We start from the raw sequence: 17422 nt of genomic DNA on the forward strand, positions 1-17422 counted from the left end.
ATGATGCATGGAAAAGAGGAGGAACATCTAGTGGCTGTAATTTTTAATAAAAAGTTTGCTCAACTAATACTATTAGTAGTCATAACATCCTTAATGGTTGGCGTATTATCTATATCAGCACAAATGATAAGGCCTCTTGTATTTATTGCATTGTTTTTAATCATATCCGGTTTAGTTATCAGCTATCGAGAACGGATGATATATCTTTTTATTATTTATTTAGCTTTCATAGGATTAATTAGACGAGCACTAATCCCGATTGCTGGATGGAGTAGCTTTGATCCGCTTCTGATTTTAATCCCGATTTTTACCGTTATACTTGCTATTCTAATGTTTTGGGAACATAAAAATAATCCACATGAGCAAAGAGAAAAACCAGACAAATTGATGGCTTTACTCTTTGGTATGAGTTGTATCCATATCATTAATCCATTGACATTAGGTCTAGTCGCTTCCATGTTTATTTTAATTCCATGGTTATGGTACTATATTTCATTTTTTAAGTTTAATAAAACAATGATTAAACATATTATGAACACGATCGAACTATTAGGCGTAATCATAGCCCTGTACGGTTTATATCAGTCATTTTTCGGGTTGCTTCCATTTGAAATGGATTGGGTAAATATATCAGGTTATGCAGCATTATACTTGGCTGAAGACACGGTAAGGGCAATTGGGACGTTTCCAAGCGCTCATGAATTTGTTTATTTTATAACAATAACATTTAGCATTTCTTTTGCAAGAATGATCGTTGATCGTTTTAAGATTATCCATGCTCTTGTAAGTATCACAGCACTAACGGCAATCATTTTAGCAGGATCAAGAATGGTTATCTTCTTTATTTGTCTAGCTATTTTTATGGTTATAGTTATCACTCGAAAACGCTTAATAGCGCGAGTGAGTGCAGGGGTCATAGTTGCGATAGGTTTTATAATATTGTGGTCAACATTCCCTCAAATTAACCCTGCTTGGTTTGGCTCTGCTGAACCAGTTATCAAACATGTAATAGGGGGCCTTGCAGATCCGCTCTCGGAAGAGCAAACGGGTATTGGTCATATTGAACGTGTGGTAGATGGCGCCAAGAATATATATACGAATCCGTTCGGTAATGGAATAGCTTCGATTACGAAGGCAGCAGATAAAGCGGAAACTTCGCAAAGCATGTCTACAGAGATTGATATATCAAATATGATTGTTGCTTTAGGTTTAGGTGGCATTATATACATGGTGGTTATTGGCATCACAATTTACAGGTCGATTTGGTTAATTTATCATCAAAGGCAAATGGAACATGTTGTTACGCTAGGTATTTTAATTAGTACTTTAGGTCAATGGCTTAATGGAGGCTTCTATCTAACCCCAATGATTGTTTGGTTATTTGTTGGATGGATTCATAAAGAATATATGTTGCAACGAGGTGGAGAATATGCGTTTAACGGTGATTAGTCATGCATGTGTTACGGATGTCAATCAACAAGTATATAGTGAAATGGAGAAATTGGGTCATCATGTAGATGTGATCGTACCAAGTAATTTTATAGCTGCTGATTTAACAAATAGACCGATTCAAGTAAAGCGTTGGCCAGGATTTAATGGAGAAATTATTGAAATACCAACAGTATTAAATAGAAGTATCCCTTTACATTTTTACCGCAAAAACTTAAAACACGTCCTAAAAAGACTAAATCCAGATGCGATTTATTTAGCCGAAGAACCATACTCGCTTAGCTGTTTTCAATCAATAAGATATGCCAAGGCATTAAAAATCCCGGTTGGATTTTATTCAGCGCAGAATATTTATAAAAACTATCCTTTTATAATAAAGCGAATAGAGCAATACACCTATAATTATGCTGATTTAGCGGTTAGTATTAGTAAGGATGTAACAGGTGTATTACGTGATAAAGGTTATCAAAAGTCGTTAATTGAAATTCCTTTAGGTGTAGATGAAGCTCATTTTAATATTGATTATCAGATCAGACAGTATGGGAGAGCAGAATTAGATCTATCAAATGATACGTTTGTTATTGGTTTTGCAGGTCGATTAGTTGAAGAAAAGGGCGTAGATATTCTATTTAAAGCGTTTAAAAAATCACTTGCATTTTTATCGGACATTCACTTAATAATTGTAGGAAGAGGTCCGTTACAAAAAGAATTGAGAGCGTTAGCCACGAATCTTCATATTGATCAACAGGTAAGTTTTATTGATAATGCTGAACATAGTGCGATGTCCAAATGGTTCAACTGTATGGATGTACATGTACTCCCTTCAAAAACTTCGCACAATTGGAAAGAACAGTTCGGTAGAGTGTTAATAGAAGCGGCAGCCTGTGGTGTAGCATCTATTGGTAGTAATTGTGGAGAAATTCCGCAAGTGCTTAAAGCATTACGAATGGATTGGGTGTTTGAAGAGGATGATATAGATCAATTATCTAATAGAATAATTGTTGCAGCAAAAGCTGAAAAAAATAGGCTCAGTATAAGAGAGCATGCGATAAACAAATTTGGCAATAAACAAATTGCACAAATGATTATCGCGTCATTTGAAAAAATAGTTGGATAGAAGGTTGTGATTGGATGATTAAACGTTTATTTGTGTCAATTGATTTCCCACCCGAAAATGGCGGGATACAAAATTATGTTTATGGAATGGTTAAACATTTAAATCCCAGTCAAACATTTGTCTTAACATCAAATAGAATTGGAAAAGAAACATATAAGCGTTTTGATGAATCACAAGCTTATAAAACATACCGGATGGGTATGACTAATCGCGTTTCATTTATAAGGCAAATCCAACAACTCTTTGGCTTGATTTATTATTTAGTTAAAATAAAAAGAAAACACAAAATTGAAGAATTACACTTTGGAAATATTATGCCTATAGGAGTGATTGGCCCCCTGGCTCGTAAATGGTTAAAAGTAAACTATTATCCATATATTCATGGTTTAGACTTTTTGGAATCTAAGCAAAATCGCTTGAAATATAAGTTATTAATGTACAGTTTAAAGCGGGCAAATAAAATTATCTCTAATAGCCAGTATACGAAAACAAAGTTAATAGAAGTAGGAATTAAACCAGCTGATATTGTTATTATCAATCCAGGAACAATGAAACATGACGATATAGACCTTAATACAACTGCTGTTAGTGAAAAATTTGGGTTAGCAGACAAGGCGGTCTTATTAACGGTGGGACGACTAGTGAAAAGAAAAGGACATGATCTTGTGATTAAAGCGTTACAAGAAGTTATAAAAGGTAATGAAGAAGTCGTCTATGTCATTTGTGGTAGTGGTCCCGAACGGGATAATTTAGAAAAGATAGTAAAAACCTTAGCTATGGAAAAACACGTTGTTTTTACGGGTGCAATAGAAAGAAGTGAATTAGAAACATTATATTCATTGGCTAATTTGTTTATCATGCTTAATCAAGAATTACATCAAGAAGGCGATGTAGAAGGTTATGGCATCGTGTTTTTGGAAGCGGGATTACATAGAACACCTGTGATTGGAGGGCGTAATGGCGGTGTTCCTGATGCCGTGATAGATGGAAAAACCGGCTTTTTAATTAATCCATTAGATAAAAAGGAAGTTATTCAGACCATACTAACGCTTTTAAATGATCACGAATTAGCAAGAAAAATCGGTAATAATGGTTATCGTTGGGTTACAGAGCATTGTTTATGGAAACAAAGAGTGAATTTATTAGAAACGTTGGAGTGATGATATGGGGGATAAACAGCCAATTAAAGTCATTTTTATCAATCATACCGCTGTCGTTGGTGGTGCTGAGCGCAGTTTATTAGATATGCTTAGTTATATTAATAAAGAATTATTTCACCCATTGCTTGTTTGTTTTGAAGATGGGGAACTCGTTCGTCTAGCTAGACAAATTAAAGGGATAGAAGTTTCCATTATAAAATTCCCTGATAAAATTTTGAAATATAACCGAGACCAAAAAAATCGTTTTCGTTTTTTTTATGGCTTTTCTTTATTTTTCCCAATAGTAAAACTTTGGCGATTTGGATTAAGGCATAAAGTAGATTTATATTATACCAATTCTATGAAGGCACATTTTATTGGTTTAATAGTTGGGAAACTGATGTTTAAAAAAGTCATTTGGCATGTAAGAGATATTCTTGACGACGGCTTAAATCGAACCCTATTCACATACTTAGCAAGATATACAGATAAAATTATTTGTATATCTGCTGCGGTGTCAAAACAATTTAAACAAAATCATAAATTGAAAATCGTTTATAACGGCATCTGTCCTCATGAGGAGGCTAATAAAATTGAATGCTGATAAGGTGGCTATAGTTGGTCAAATTGCGAAATGGAAAGGGCAAGATATTTTTATCCAAGCTGCAAAATGTTTACATCAGAAATATCCCGAGCTAAAGTTTTTAATCATTGGTGACGTTTTATTTAATAAAGAGGAAGAGCTAAATTTCAAACAAACCATCATTGAAGAAGCTAGTGGTTGTGCAGCCATTCAATTTTTAGGACACCAAGGAAATGTCAGGCCGCTACTAAATGACATTGATATCTTGGTTCATGCTTCCGTACGACCGGAGCCTTTTGGTAGGGTGATTATTGAGGGGATGGCCGCCAAGGTACCCGTGATTGCTTCGGGTATCGGAGGCCCTTTGGAAATTATTGAGCATGGTTTATCAGGGCTTCTTTATCAACCTGGTAATGTTGGCGGTTTAGTAGAAGCAATTGAGTATTTGCTCACCGATAAACAAGGTTATCAAAAAATAGCAAATCAAGCTTATCAACGTTTTCAAAATAAATTTACGATTGAACAAACCGTTTCATTAGTAGAAAAACATATTCGTTTATCCGTATTAAAAGATTGACAATTTCAATTTTAAGCTTAGAGGGTGAAAAAATGAAAGTAGCATTAATATCCAGTGCTGATTTCGATCCGAATACTGGTGTGTCAGGTAGTCGCATTGCACTAAGTGATGCATTAAGAAAACTAGATATCAGGGTCGACACCTATTTTATGGATGATCTAAAGTTGTTTTCGGGTGGGTTACTGGATAGAGTTATCTTCCCATGGCGAGTTGCTTCAAAAATAAAGAAATGGAGAGAGTATGATTTAATCGATATCGCTTCTGGTGATGGTTGGATCTTGACATTTATGAAAAACAGGCCCATAACCGTGTTTAGTAGCCATGGGTTAGAACATCTTGCTCATGAAGAAATCGTTAAAGAGTCCATGCAAGGACACCTTAAATTAAGTTGGAAATATCCATTATATTGGGGCGGTATTAGATTGCAAGAAGTAACCAGCTCAATAAGAAGATCAGATATGTCGATCGTTTTAAATAAGACTGATAAAGATTATATTGTAAATCAGATGGGTATTGAACTTGATCGTATTCGCATTGTACCTAATGGAATACCAGATTACTTTTTAAATCAGAATGTAAAAATTGAGCGTAAAAATTATGGGCTAATAAATATAGCTCAAGTTGGGAGCTATATTCAGAGGAAGGGGATTGATTATAGTACAAAAGCATTAAATAAAATTTTATCCTTATATCCAAATGTTAGTGTTACCTTTTTTGGAACGGGCTGTCCAGTAGAACAGGTGCATAAAGCATTCAATTATACAGTAATAGACAGAGTTCATGTGATTGAAAATTACAATCATGTTGATTTACCTAACCTCTTAAGGAGATTTCATATTAATCTATTTCCTTCACTGTCAGAAGGGTTTGGGAAAACATTGATTGAAGCAATGTCATGTGGACTGGCACCGATAACGTTTGAAACACCGGGACCTAACGATATTGTTAACGACAATCATGATGCATTAGTGGTTCCGCGTCGGAATATTCGAGCACTAGAAAACGCGATTGAACAGTTAATTAATGATGAGACGTTGTTATATAACATACGTCATAACGCTTATCAGACCGCTCAAAAATATAGTTGGTATCAAGCTGCAGAAATCAGACTGAATGCTTATAAACAAGCATTAAAAAATAGAGACAAACGCAAATAAGCTATGAACTATCGATAGATGAAACAATGCTTATCGCACGCAACTTTTATCACAGATAACTGTCTGTAAAAAAACAGGCTCAAAATAGAGAGTAGAGCTAAATTTATTTAGGCGGGGCTAATGTTCTGATTCACTCAATTACCAATCTGTGGGAGAGTAAGATCGCAGACTAAGACCGCCACGTCTTTAAGAAGGATTACAGACTAAGATCGCCACCTCCTTAAGAGGATTACAGACTAAGGCCGCCACGTCCTGTGGCAACGTCTGCATAACCTACATCCTGTAGGCCCACGTCTGCATGACCTACATCCTGTAGCCCTCCGCCCACTGATTGAAGGTTCGGTTTATGCATCTTAGCCTGTAAAGGAGTGGGATTTTGAGATTATTACAAATCATAGATAAATATCATGATGGTGGAGGGAAAGAACGCTTTTTGTATGATTTAACACAAAAGATACGAGCTAATGATTCGGAAACTGCTGTGATATGTTTGGATTATAGTGGTACGTCAATTTGGGGGGGGGAGATAGGATGTGAGATGATGACTTTCGATAAAGCTTGGCGCGATAACGTTCAAGCGTTTAAACCAGATGCGTTACTATGGCATGTAAGCCCTAACACAACCGATGAGGTAAAGGAACTTGCGCTTAAATATCCACTTTTTTCAATCGTTCATAATGTCACATGTCCAGCAGGGACAAGGCTATTTAGGGATAAAGATGAAATATGTATGTGTTCTACAGGTCTTAAATGCATGGTGAATTGGTATGTTAGAAGATGTGGAATAAACAAGGCGCCTAAAGAAGCGTTTCGATTATTTAAAAAGAGTCAAGCGACCCATGATCTGTTTAAGCAAAGTAAAGCAATCTATGTTGCAACCCAAGCGATGAAACAATCACTAGAATGGGAAGGTATTGATCCGAATCAGATTAAGTTATTTGATATTACCCTTGGATCATTAACAGATGTAGGACCAATAAACAATGTTACACGTCAAGATACTATCCTAAATATACTGTATGTTGGCAGGCTTTCTTATAATAAAGGTGTACAGTATTTAATCTCTGCGATTTCAGAACTTAAAACTAGAGGTATTGATATAGCATGTTATATTGTTGGCGGTGGTTGGTATGAAGATCGCTTGATTAACCTGGTAGAAGATAAAGAACTAAGGCAGTTCATTCATTTTATCGGTAAGGTAGACAGTGTTAAGATTAAACAATATTATCAGAATGCGGACATTGTTGTTGTCCCGTCAATTTGGTATGAAGCCGCGGGGTTAGTAGTACCTGAAGCCAGACAAGCAGGAAAGCCTGTTGTGGTATTTGACAGTGGTGGATTGTCAGAATGGTCACACATGATGAATCATATTTATGTTGCAAAAAGGAAAGATTCATTTGATCTCGCCAATACAATATTAACGGCTAAGGAACAAAGGCACACAGAATATAATGATAATTTATTTAGAACAATGTATACGGACATATACCAAGATTTACTAGAACAGGATTGTGAAAATTATCTTTAACTGAAATAGCGAGGTTGATAATATGAATCCTAAAATAAGCGTTGTTGTTCCGGTATATAAAGTGGAACGCTACTTACCCAAATGTATCGATAGTATTCTCAATCAAACGTATCGCAACTTAGAAATCATTTTAGTCAATGATGGTTCTCCTGATTATTGCGGTACAATATGTAATAAATATGCAGAAATTGATGAGCGAATTTGCGTTATTCATAAAGAAAACGGTGGACTTTCTGATGCGAGGAATGCTGGCTTACGAATCGCAACAGGTAGGTATATTAGTTTCATTGATTCTGATGATTATATTCATAGTGAATTCTATCGTTATTTATTGGAAGATATGATTGAAAACAAGGCCGATATCGTTCAATGTGGCTACACTAAAGTTACAGAAGAATCAGATCATGATCTGATTAATGAATCGGTTAATAAGTTAGATACATTTGTTTTTTCAAAAAAACAAGAGATTCTAGACAATTTATACAATCAAAATTATGGTGACACGGTTGTAATTTGGAATAAGCTATTTAAATTAAATTTGTTTCAAGATATTGAGTTTCCAAAAGGTAAAGTTCACGAAGATGAATTAACCACGTATAAACTTTTATATCAGGCAAATAAACTCGTAATAATGGAGCGTAAAATGTATTATTATTTGCAACGAACATCAAGTATTATGGGAGCAGGTTTTAATCACCAACGACTTAATCAAATAGAAGCTTATGATAATCAGTGGCAATTTTATCATGAACATGGTTTGATCGAGTTACAGAAAAAGGCACTTAGAAGATTAGAGTCTTTAGTCAGAGGATCAATTAATCGTGTGATTATCTATGATATTGATAATCGTGATGTCATAATAAACAAGCTCATTCAGTATTATAAGGATCATTTGCAAGTGTTTGAATTATATCCGAGCTCAATGAAAACGAAACTGATTAGAAATTTTTATCGCTTTATGCCGGTATTTCTAATTAGAAGATTATATATAGCACTAAATTTCAGAAGGAAATAACTGAATGAATTTAATAACTATTCATTCAGTTTTAAAACGAACAAATATAGCGATAAAGTTCATATTCGTTCGAAAATTATACGAGGCTAAGCATATAGATACGCTCGCTAAATCAATAAACGCACTTGCTAGAGGCAATTTGATCAGTAAAGAAATGGTGATCAAGTCAATCTTAGCATCGCGTTGATTGATTTTTTTCATTCATCAAGAGATTTCTTAATATTTTATATCTTTCGGTTTTAAAGATATCATTTTTGATGAAAAGCATTCATCTAGGATTAATAGATGAAATAAAAGATATAAAAGATATGCTGGTTAATAAGGAGTGATATCAAATGATGTTATACAAGATTACAAAGAAATTAAAGAGGTTTAGCCACAAATTAAAGAGATTTAGCTACAAATTGAAGAGGTTTAGTCACAAATTAAAGAGATTTAGCTACAAATTGAAGAGGTTTAGTCACAAATTAAAGAGATCTAGCTACAAATTGAAGAGGTTTGGTTACAAATTAAAGAGGTTTGGCTACAAATTGAAGAGGTTTGGTTACAAATTAAAGAGGTTTGGCTACAAATTGAGTGTGAGATTCAGTGCATATAAGGTTAGCAGAGCAATAAAAAACAGTAAGGAATGCAATATTATACTAATTGGCACTCCAGAACATGGGAATTTAGGAGATCAAGCCATAGCTTATGCAGAGAAACGTTTTTTAGATGAGACGTGTCAAAATTTTAAACGAATTGAAATTCAATTTAGTGAATTGAAGTATTGTTTATATGCGCTCAAAGAACATATTATAGATCAAGATATTATTATGCTTCATGGCGGTGGGAATTTAGGAAATGAATACCCAGCAGAAGAGGAACTTAGACGGATGATTATTAAGATTTTCAACAGACAAAAAATCATTCTTTTCCCACAAACAATGTATTTTGATGATTCTGAAAAGGGGAAAAAGGAATTTGAGCTAACAAAAAGAATTTATAATTCACATAGAAATCTTATTCTAATTGCACGAGAAAAGCAATCTTACCAGATGATGTGTGATGCCTTTAAGAATAATACCGTTATAATCGTTCCAGATATTGTTATGTACTTAAACCAAACGCAAAAGAAACAGCGCCGAGATGTTTTGTTGTGTTTTAGAAACGACGTCGAATCGATATTAAATGATCATCTAAAACAACAAATAATAGATCGTTTTGCTGATGATGAAAATCAGGCAATCATAACTGATACGGTGGTAAAATATGGTGTTAGCAAGCGACAAAGAGAGCGAGAACTTAATAAGATTTGGGACGCTTTTAGCCAATCTAAATTGATAGTTACCGATCGATTGCATGGTATGGTCTTTGCGGCTATAACATCAACCCCTTGTATAGTTCTCAGTAACTATAATCATAAGGTTAGAGGAACTTATCAATGGCTTAAACATCTCCCTTATATAAAATTCGTTGAAAAAGATGAAAATATTTTTCTTTATATAGATGAATTATTAGCTTTAAATTGTGATGATGCCCGTTATAACAATGACTTTACCAAATCGTATTATCAAAAAATCGCGGTTGAAATCGATCAAAGTTGCATCGTACAGATAGAGAATAAAGTGGAATGACTTAGACAAAACAGTAAATAGAGAAAACGAGGCGAGCCTATGGTCAAGCAGATTAAATTTGGTGTGATCATTACTTATATTGGAACATTAATTAACTTATTAACTGGATTATTAGTGACGCCAATAACCTTACGTTTGTTTGGACAGGAAGAATATGGGCTGTATGCATTAGCAATGTCAATAATGGGGATGTTGTTTTTATTTGATTTCGGTTTTTCAAATGCAGTCGTTAAATATGCAACAAAATTTAAAGAGAAAAATGATGAAAAAGGCTACCAAAATACGATGGCGATGTTTCTTCTATTATATTCAATCATCGGAATCATTCTATTTGTTTGTGCAGTTATCATGTCGTTACAAGCCGATAAAATCTTTGCTAAAGGTCTTTCTGTTGAAGAGATTGAGCGTTTTAAAGATATGTTGATTATTGTGGCTATTAATTTAGCAGTTTCATTCCCACTTAAACTCTTTAGTGGTGTCATTGTTGCCCATGAACGGTTTATTTTTAGTAAAGTCGTCAATTTAATCAGATTCATTGTTAATCCACTAACGATATTGTCTGTACTTTACATGGGTTACACTTCAAGCGTTGTATTAGCCACAATCACAATTGTTAGTATATTCTTGTCACTGCTTGATGTTTATTACTGTATCGTCATACTAAAATTGAAAATCAAATTACATAAAGTTGATTTTCAATTATTAAAGGAGATAGCTAGTTATTCACTTTGGGTTTTTGTTGCTGGTCTTGCAGATATTATTTATACTCGAACAGATATTTTTATCTTAGGGGCTCTAGTCAATGCAAGAGAAGTTGCTGTCTATCATATAGCAGATGTTATAAATAGTTTATTTAATAAGTTAACAATGGTTTTAAGTGGTTTTCTTTTACCGAAGCTCGTTAAAATGATAACGAACAAAGTGTCTAATCGTCAAATAGATAATATCTTTATTAAAATATCAAGAATACAGTTTTTTCTTGCGGCTTTGGTGATAACAGGCTTTATCTCAGTAGGACATGAATTTATAGTCTTGTGGGCAGGGCCAGATTACCAATTGGCTTATTGGGTCGCTTTATTAATTATTTCGTCACGATTTATCCCCATTGTTCAAGTGCTAGCAACATCTATTTTACAAGCAAAGAACCAACATGTTTTTCAATCAAAACTCTATCTGGTCGTTGCCGTATTCAATTTGTTAATTAGTATTCCTTTAGCAATGATGTATGGTGTTATTGGAGCAGCGATTGGGACCGTTATTGGGAAAATCATTAATACGGTTGTCATGAACATTTATTATGTTCGTATTGGAATTGATATGAAACGCTATAGTAAGGAAGTTTTTATTTTATTTATACCTATGGTAACTATGGGGCTTTTAGGCTATTTGCTTAAAAGTTTTTTTCATGTTTCGAATATGATCGATGTGTTTATTTTTGCGGTTGCATTTAGTGTAATCTATGGCTGGATCATGTTTCATTTTTATATGAATGATGGTGAAAAGCGTTTTATCATCAATTCTTATCATAAACGCTTCTCTAAAAAAGAGGATCCGAAAAAACGGTGTATTTAACAAATTTATCGTCAAATGGTTGCGTCGCTGTTTTCTAACATTGACGATACTAACGGTATGCGTTGTTTGACTATTTTTAAAATGTTCTTTTCCATTTAATTCAAACCAATAATTGTTCTAATGAGGAGGTGTATTCATGAAAGTAGCTATTATTCATGACTGGCTTGTTGTCTATAGTGGTGCGGAAAAAGTTTTGGAACAGCTATTAAAGATCTTTCCAGAAGCAGATTTATACAGTACAGTAGACCATCTATCGAAAGGTAATCGGCAATTTATTCTGAATAAAACCGTTAAAACAACGTTTATTCAGAAGCTACCTTGTTCAAAAAAAAAATATCGTAACTATCTCCCTTTTATGCCGTTAGCGATCGAGCAACTTGATATGTCAGGATATGATTTAATTTTATCTAGTTCTCATGCTGTTGCAAAAGGTGTTATCACAGGTCCAGATCAGCTCCATATTTCATATGTGCACTCTCCAATTCGGTATGCTTGGGATCTTCAACACCAGTATTTAAAGGAAGCGAGAATGGATAAAGGAATAAAAGGTGCACTAACGAGAATGCTACTACACCAAATTCGATTATGGGATTACCGAACAGCGAATGGTGTAGATTATTTTATATCTAATTCTAATTTCGTCGGTCGAAGAATTTGGAAAGCTTATCGTCGTCAATCGACTACGATTTATCCACCTATTGATATAGCAGGCTTTTCTTTAAAGGAAGAGAAAGAAGATTTTTATATAACGGCCTCACGAATGGTTCCGTATAAGAAAATAGATGCCATTGTTGACGCCTTTTCTTTAATGCCTCAAAAGAAGTTAATCGTTATTGGAGATGGACCGGAATTTAAAAAAATAAGGGACAAAGCGGGCGCAAATGTTAAAATACTAGGCTATCAAACTTTCGAAGTTTTAAGAGATCACATGCAGCGAGCTAGGGCCTTTATTTTTGCAGCTGAAGAAGATTTTGGTATTTTGCCATTAGAAGCTCAAGCTTGTGGTACACCAGTTATTGCATATGGTAAGGGTGGATCGTTAGAAACTGTGCGAGGAATCGCTCAAATAGCTGAGCCAACAGGTTTATTCTTTTATCAACAGAAACCAGAAGCGATTCGAAGAGCAGTTGAACAATTTGAAAGGATGAGCTTTAATCCACAACATTGTCGAAATCATGCGATTAACTTCTCACCACAAAGGTTTAGGAGAGAAATCAAAGCCTTTGTAGAATCAAAATTATTCAACGCTGATCAAAGCTCTGAACACCCTGAAGCAAAAGAACGTATGAAAAGCTTTCAAATTTCATCTGTTTCTTGGAATAAGAAGACATACTAACTTGAGTGTTGGTATAGAAAGGAATGATATGAGTGGTAAATCTTATGTGAGAAAGATAGACAATATTTATTCAATCAAAGGATAATGTAATAACCAGCATTGGAGTCAAGCAAAAAGTAATTAATATGGAGATAGGTAAATGTTAATATTTAGCCCGACTAAAGTATGATCGTTTTAATCAACATCTTAGATTTAAATGGATTAAAAATAGAATAAGGTGATCTTCAATGAACACGATTAGTAATAGGGAAAAAAGCATGTCTAATGAACTTGAATTGTTATTAGAGCTTTTAAAAAATCAAAACAAAGAGGTATTATGTAAATGGTCCCCCCTTATTAAAAAAGTGAATTGGACGGAATTGTTTAAGCTAGCACGATATCATCGGGTCAATCCTATGGTATATAAAAAATTAAAGCAATTAAATACTGAACTTGTTCCTAACCAGATATTAAGAGCATTTCACGATCACTATTTGGCAAATACAATGAGAATGATGCAACTTACCGCTGAAATGGAGCGTGTTTGCTCGATTTTTAATCTTCATAAGCTTAATGTACTGGTTTTGAAAGGTCCGGCTTTATCTTATCAATTATATAAAGACTTATCATCGAGAACATCTAATGATCTCGATTTTTTAATTTCGATTGAGGATTTAGATGCTTCAATGGAAATCTTAAAGGATTTAGGCTATCAAATAGCATATGAACCGCCAAGACTTCTTCAAGATTGGAAAGTACAAAATCATCATATTGAATTTTATAATTATGAAAAAAATTGTGAAATTGAAGTGCATTGGAAATTAAATCCTGGGCCAACCAATGAACCTTCATTTTGTGAAATGTGGGGCAAAAGGGTTCAAATTCCTGTTACTACAACACCCATTTATAGTTTGTCTGAAGAATACTTGCTTTTTCATTTAATTACCCATGGTGCTCGACATGGTTGGTTTAGAATGCGTTGGTTGACTGATATTGATCAGTTACTACGGCTCCATCATCAGCACGATAAGCTTATTTTAATGTTGAAAAGATACAAATATAGTCATTTGATTGGTCAATATGTTCAACTTGCTAAAGCGTTATTAGATGTTGAGTTATCAGCGGATTTAGAGTCTTTTGCGCTAACGCGTAGGTCGCAATATCTCGCGAGTCAAGCGTTAGCTTTTATTGGCGATAGCATAAATATTGACGCTCCACCTGACACTTTTTGGATGAAAAAATCAAAACGTTATTTATATGCAATTAAAAGTCACTCGCAAAAGTGGCAGTTGTTGATTAGAAAAGCACAACCAAATTCTTGGGACGCACAAGTATTACCTTTACCAAGGGCGCTCCACTTTCTTTATTTTCCTTTACGTCCTTTCATTGGAATCTGGCGATGTGTTCAAAAAAAAGATAATCATTAACGGTAGCTATTATTAACTTTTTAAATATCAGTCAGTTGTTAGTCACTGCACACTGCTTGATAGAAGTGATCTGGTCGAGAGCTAGAAGGTATAAAAGGTTAAAGGCTTGTGCTTAAGAAAAGGAGGGAATTTTATGAAGCTTGTTTTATTGTCTGGAGGATCAGGAAAACGTTTATGGCCATTATCAAATGATGCACGGTCAAAACAATTCTTAAAAGTGTTAGAAGATGAAAATGGTAATCTTGAATCGATGGTGCAGCGTGTTTGGAGACAATTGAAAAAAAATAATTTAATTGATGACGCCGTTATTGCTACGGGTAAAAACCAAGTAGAGATGATTTATAGTCAAATAGGTGAAGATACCCCTACTGTAAGCGAACCGGAACGAAGGGATACATTTCCAGCTATTGCCTTAGCAACCGTATATTTGTATGATTTAGAAAATGTGAGTCCTGAAGAGGTTATTACTATTCTTCCTGTTGACCCGTATGTAGAAGATCGTTTTTTTGAACGAATAAAAGATTTAGAAAATGTGATAGCAACATCTCAAGCAGATTTAGCTTTGATAGGTGTAACGCCGACCTATCCTTCTGAGAAATATGGTTATATTGTACCTAAAAAACAGCAAGACAAAGACTTTTATACGGTGGATTATTTTAAAGAGAAACCAGATCATGAATTGGCACAGGCACTTATTGATCAAAGCGCTCTTTGGAATTGTGGTGTATTTGCTTTTAAATTAGATTACATGCTTAAAGTATTGAAAGAAAAAGGTTTGCCGATTCAATATGAAGCTTTATTAAAACAATATCCAATTTTGTTAAAAAATAGCTTCGACTTTGAAGTTGTAGAAAAGGCACAACATATTGCAGCCATTTCCTATGACGGTATTTGGAAAGACTTAGGAACCTGGAATGTTTTAACAGAAGAGATCCCGAATTATTTAGTTGGAAAGGGTGTAGTTGATAAAGATACTAAAAACACTCATGTGATCAATGAATTAGACATACCGATTACATTAATCGGTATTAATGACGCGATCGTTGTCGCTAGTCCCGACGGTATCTTAGTATCACATAAAGAAGCGAGTCAAAAAATCAAATCATACACCCATGCTATAGAGGGTCGACCCATGTATGAAGAACGGAGATGGGGATGGTATCGCGTACTAGAATACAAAAAATACCCCGCAGGTAATGAAGTTTTGACAAAAAGAATTGGTATTAATGCGGGCAAAAATCTAAGTTATCAAGTTCATTATAAAAGAAATGAAGTTTGGACGGTTATTAAAGGAGAAGGTGTTTTAGTTCTCGAGGATCGAATAAGTCATATTCGAGTAGGTGATGTCATTCATATACCTTTAGCATCAAAGCATGCAGTAAGGGCGACAACTGATATGGAGTTAATTGAAGTGCAAACTGGAAGTGAATTAGTAGAAGAAGATATTTATCGTATCGTTGTATCTTGGAAAGAAATTGAGTCAATTATACAACCGAATGTAATGTCTAAGTAAGTCCAAATACTATAAAAGCAATGATTTTCTGAAAGTTTTCATAAGCGTACCGAAAATCCATATATGGGGGGCTTTATGTTTTATTAATAGGAGATGAGAAAATGGTTAAACAATACAGTGTGTTAATTGCTGAAAAGCATAAGCTCTATAGTGAAATAATTGCGGCTGCTTTTAAAGGAATGGGCAGTTTTAACTTTATTAAAATTGTGAGAGATAGCAATGAGGTTATTAAATTTGTAGAGAGTGCTGAATCAATGCCTAATTTATGTTTGGTTGATGTCCAGATTCAAGATATAGAGGGCATATGTTGCACGGAATGGTTAAAGAAATATAATTCTGAGATGAAGGTCGTTCTTTTATCGGATCACAAAAGTAAGTCTCTTTTTGAAAAGTCTCTATTAGCTGGGTTAGATGGGTATTTACTGAAAGAATCAAGTTTGGAAAAATTCAAGCAAGAAATAAAGCTTGTCTTAGATGACCAATTTGTTGCACCTAAATATTTGATTAATGATTTATCTGAAAAATTTATGTATTTAACTAATTTAGAAAAGCAAGGCCACATTTATTCAGTGAAAAAGTGTTTAGAATCAAAAAAACATTTGAATTTTAAAGAAAATGATTACCGATTAATTCTATCCATTAACAAGGGCTGGTCTAATAAAAAAATTTCTGAAGAACTTAATGTAAGTGAAGGAAATGTGAAAAATGCTATTTCTCGTATTTATAGAAAATTAAATGTTAATAGTCGCACACAATTGATGCAAATGTTTTTTCGAATTACGGATTAATTAGTCTATTCTGTTATTACTTGCTACTAAATAGGATAGGGGATAGCAGCAGTAACAAAGGGGATGATATTGATGTTTATAACGATGAAGAAATTTCTAGAACTTCCTTCTTTTAGAAAGAGCTTGTATATTGAAACGTTACTAAATTTAGCACGAGCTCGTGTATTAAGAAACAGAACGTTTGTTAAAGTAGCACCACATTTAGGTGAACAATCAAAAGAAACGCCACTTACAATCAGTAGTGATCAATTTATAATTAAAGAAATTTCGCGGACGATAGATATTATGAGTAAGTACACTTTTTGGCAAAGTACCTGTCTTGTACAAGCTATTGCAGCCATGAAAATGTTAGAAAAAAGAAAGATAGAAAGCACTTTGTATTTAGGAACAGCTCGAGATAAAGACGGGAAAATGATTGCACATGCTTGGTTAAGAAGTGGCCGGTTTTATGTGACAGGTCGAGCGAATATGACTAAATTTACTCCTGTGCGTTCATTCGCTAAATTTATTTAAGTGAATGTGATTCATCATTCAGCTTTGAAAAAGGATTAAGCAATAAAAAAATTAAAGAATAGAGAAAGGCAATCAGACTGAAAGCAACGGTCTCATATTGGATTGATGTAATTATA

General features: G+C 34.2%; 15 protein-coding genes. All 15 read left to right on the forward strand.

The features are described from left to right. The first annotated feature begins 30 nt into the window (after positions 1-30). The 15 genes from JOE23_RS04505 to JOE23_RS04575 all read left to right on the forward strand — a co-directional run bounded on the left by JOE23_RS04505 (position 31) and on the right by JOE23_RS04575 (position 17306). Positions 31-1449 carry a hypothetical protein gene (locus JOE23_RS04505; RefSeq protein WP_204436103.1) on the forward strand — a complete coding sequence of 473 codons (1419 nt, stop codon included), beginning with the start codon at positions 31-33 and terminating at the stop codon, positions 1447-1449. Continuing rightward, positions 1430-2566 carry a glycosyltransferase gene (locus JOE23_RS04510; protein ID WP_204436104.1) on the forward strand — a complete coding sequence of 379 codons (1137 nt, stop codon included), beginning with the start codon at positions 1430-1432 and terminating at the stop codon, positions 2564-2566. The genes JOE23_RS04505 and JOE23_RS04510 overlap by 20 nt, the downstream gene beginning before the upstream one ends. A 14-nt stretch (positions 2567-2580) precedes the next feature. After that, positions 2581-3726 (forward strand): glycosyltransferase family 4 protein, encoded by a 1146-nt coding sequence (locus tag JOE23_RS04515; protein ID WP_204436105.1) that lies wholly within the window; start codon positions 2581-2583, stop codon positions 3724-3726. Positions 3727-3730: 4 nt separating this feature from the next. Continuing rightward, on the forward strand, positions 3731-4309 hold the full coding sequence (locus tag JOE23_RS04520) for a glycosyltransferase (protein WP_204436106.1): 579 nt from the start codon (positions 3731-3733) through the stop codon (positions 4307-4309). After that, entirely contained in the window at positions 4299-4865 is a 567-nt protein-coding gene (locus JOE23_RS04525; RefSeq protein ID WP_204436107.1) for a glycosyltransferase, read from the forward strand. Before JOE23_RS04520 ends, JOE23_RS04525 begins: the two co-directional genes overlap by 11 nt. Before the next feature lie 32 nt (positions 4866-4897). Then, positions 4898-6022, forward strand: coding sequence for a glycosyltransferase family 4 protein (locus JOE23_RS04530; protein ID WP_204436108.1), 1125 nt, complete (start codon positions 4898-4900; stop codon positions 6020-6022). Positions 6023-6398: 376 nt separating this feature from the next. Beyond that, positions 6399-7550 (forward strand): glycosyltransferase, encoded by a 1152-nt coding sequence (locus JOE23_RS04535; protein ID WP_204436109.1) that lies wholly within the window; start codon positions 6399-6401, stop codon positions 7548-7550. A gap of 22 nt (positions 7551-7572) precedes the next feature. Next, the gene (locus JOE23_RS04540) at positions 7573-8565 is read left to right on the forward strand and encodes a glycosyltransferase family 2 protein (RefSeq protein WP_204436110.1); all 993 of its coding nucleotides are present in this window, start codon (positions 7573-7575) and stop codon (positions 8563-8565) included. Positions 8566-8900: 335 nt separating this feature from the next. Next, on the forward strand, positions 8901-10178 hold the full coding sequence (locus JOE23_RS04545) for a polysaccharide pyruvyl transferase family protein (protein ID WP_204436111.1): 1278 nt from the start codon (positions 8901-8903) through the stop codon (positions 10176-10178). 39 nt (positions 10179-10217) lie between these two features. Beyond that, a complete protein-coding gene (locus tag JOE23_RS04550; protein ID WP_204436112.1) occupies positions 10218-11750 on the forward strand; it encodes an oligosaccharide flippase family protein in 1533 nt (510 codons plus the stop codon). A 136-nt stretch (positions 11751-11886) separates the two neighbouring features. Beyond that, complete coding sequence (locus tag JOE23_RS04555; protein WP_204436113.1) at positions 11887-13086, forward strand: glycosyltransferase family 4 protein; 1200 nt, start codon at positions 11887-11889, stop codon at positions 13084-13086. A 227-nt stretch (positions 13087-13313) separates the two neighbouring features. Beyond that, a complete protein-coding gene (locus JOE23_RS04560) occupies positions 13314-14492 on the forward strand; it encodes a nucleotidyltransferase domain-containing protein (RefSeq protein ID WP_204436114.1) in 1179 nt (392 codons plus the stop codon). Between the two features lie 133 nt (positions 14493-14625). Next, a complete protein-coding gene (locus JOE23_RS04565; protein WP_204436115.1) occupies positions 14626-16005 on the forward strand; it encodes a sugar phosphate nucleotidyltransferase in 1380 nt (459 codons plus the stop codon). A 101-nt stretch (positions 16006-16106) separates the two neighbouring features. After that, positions 16107-16793 (forward strand): response regulator transcription factor, encoded by a 687-nt coding sequence (locus tag JOE23_RS04570; protein ID WP_204436116.1) that lies wholly within the window; start codon positions 16107-16109, stop codon positions 16791-16793. Between the two features lie 72 nt (positions 16794-16865). Beyond that, positions 16866-17306 carry a lasso peptide biosynthesis B2 protein gene (locus JOE23_RS04575; protein ID WP_204436117.1) on the forward strand — a complete coding sequence of 147 codons (441 nt, stop codon included), beginning with the start codon at positions 16866-16868 and terminating at the stop codon, positions 17304-17306. Positions 17307-17422: the final 116 nt, after the last annotated feature.

It is taken from the genome of Amphibacillus cookii (genome assembly GCF_016908375.1).
GTDB classification, from domain to species: domain Bacteria; phylum Bacillota; class Bacilli; order Bacillales; family Amphibacillaceae; genus Amphibacillus_C; species Amphibacillus_C cookii.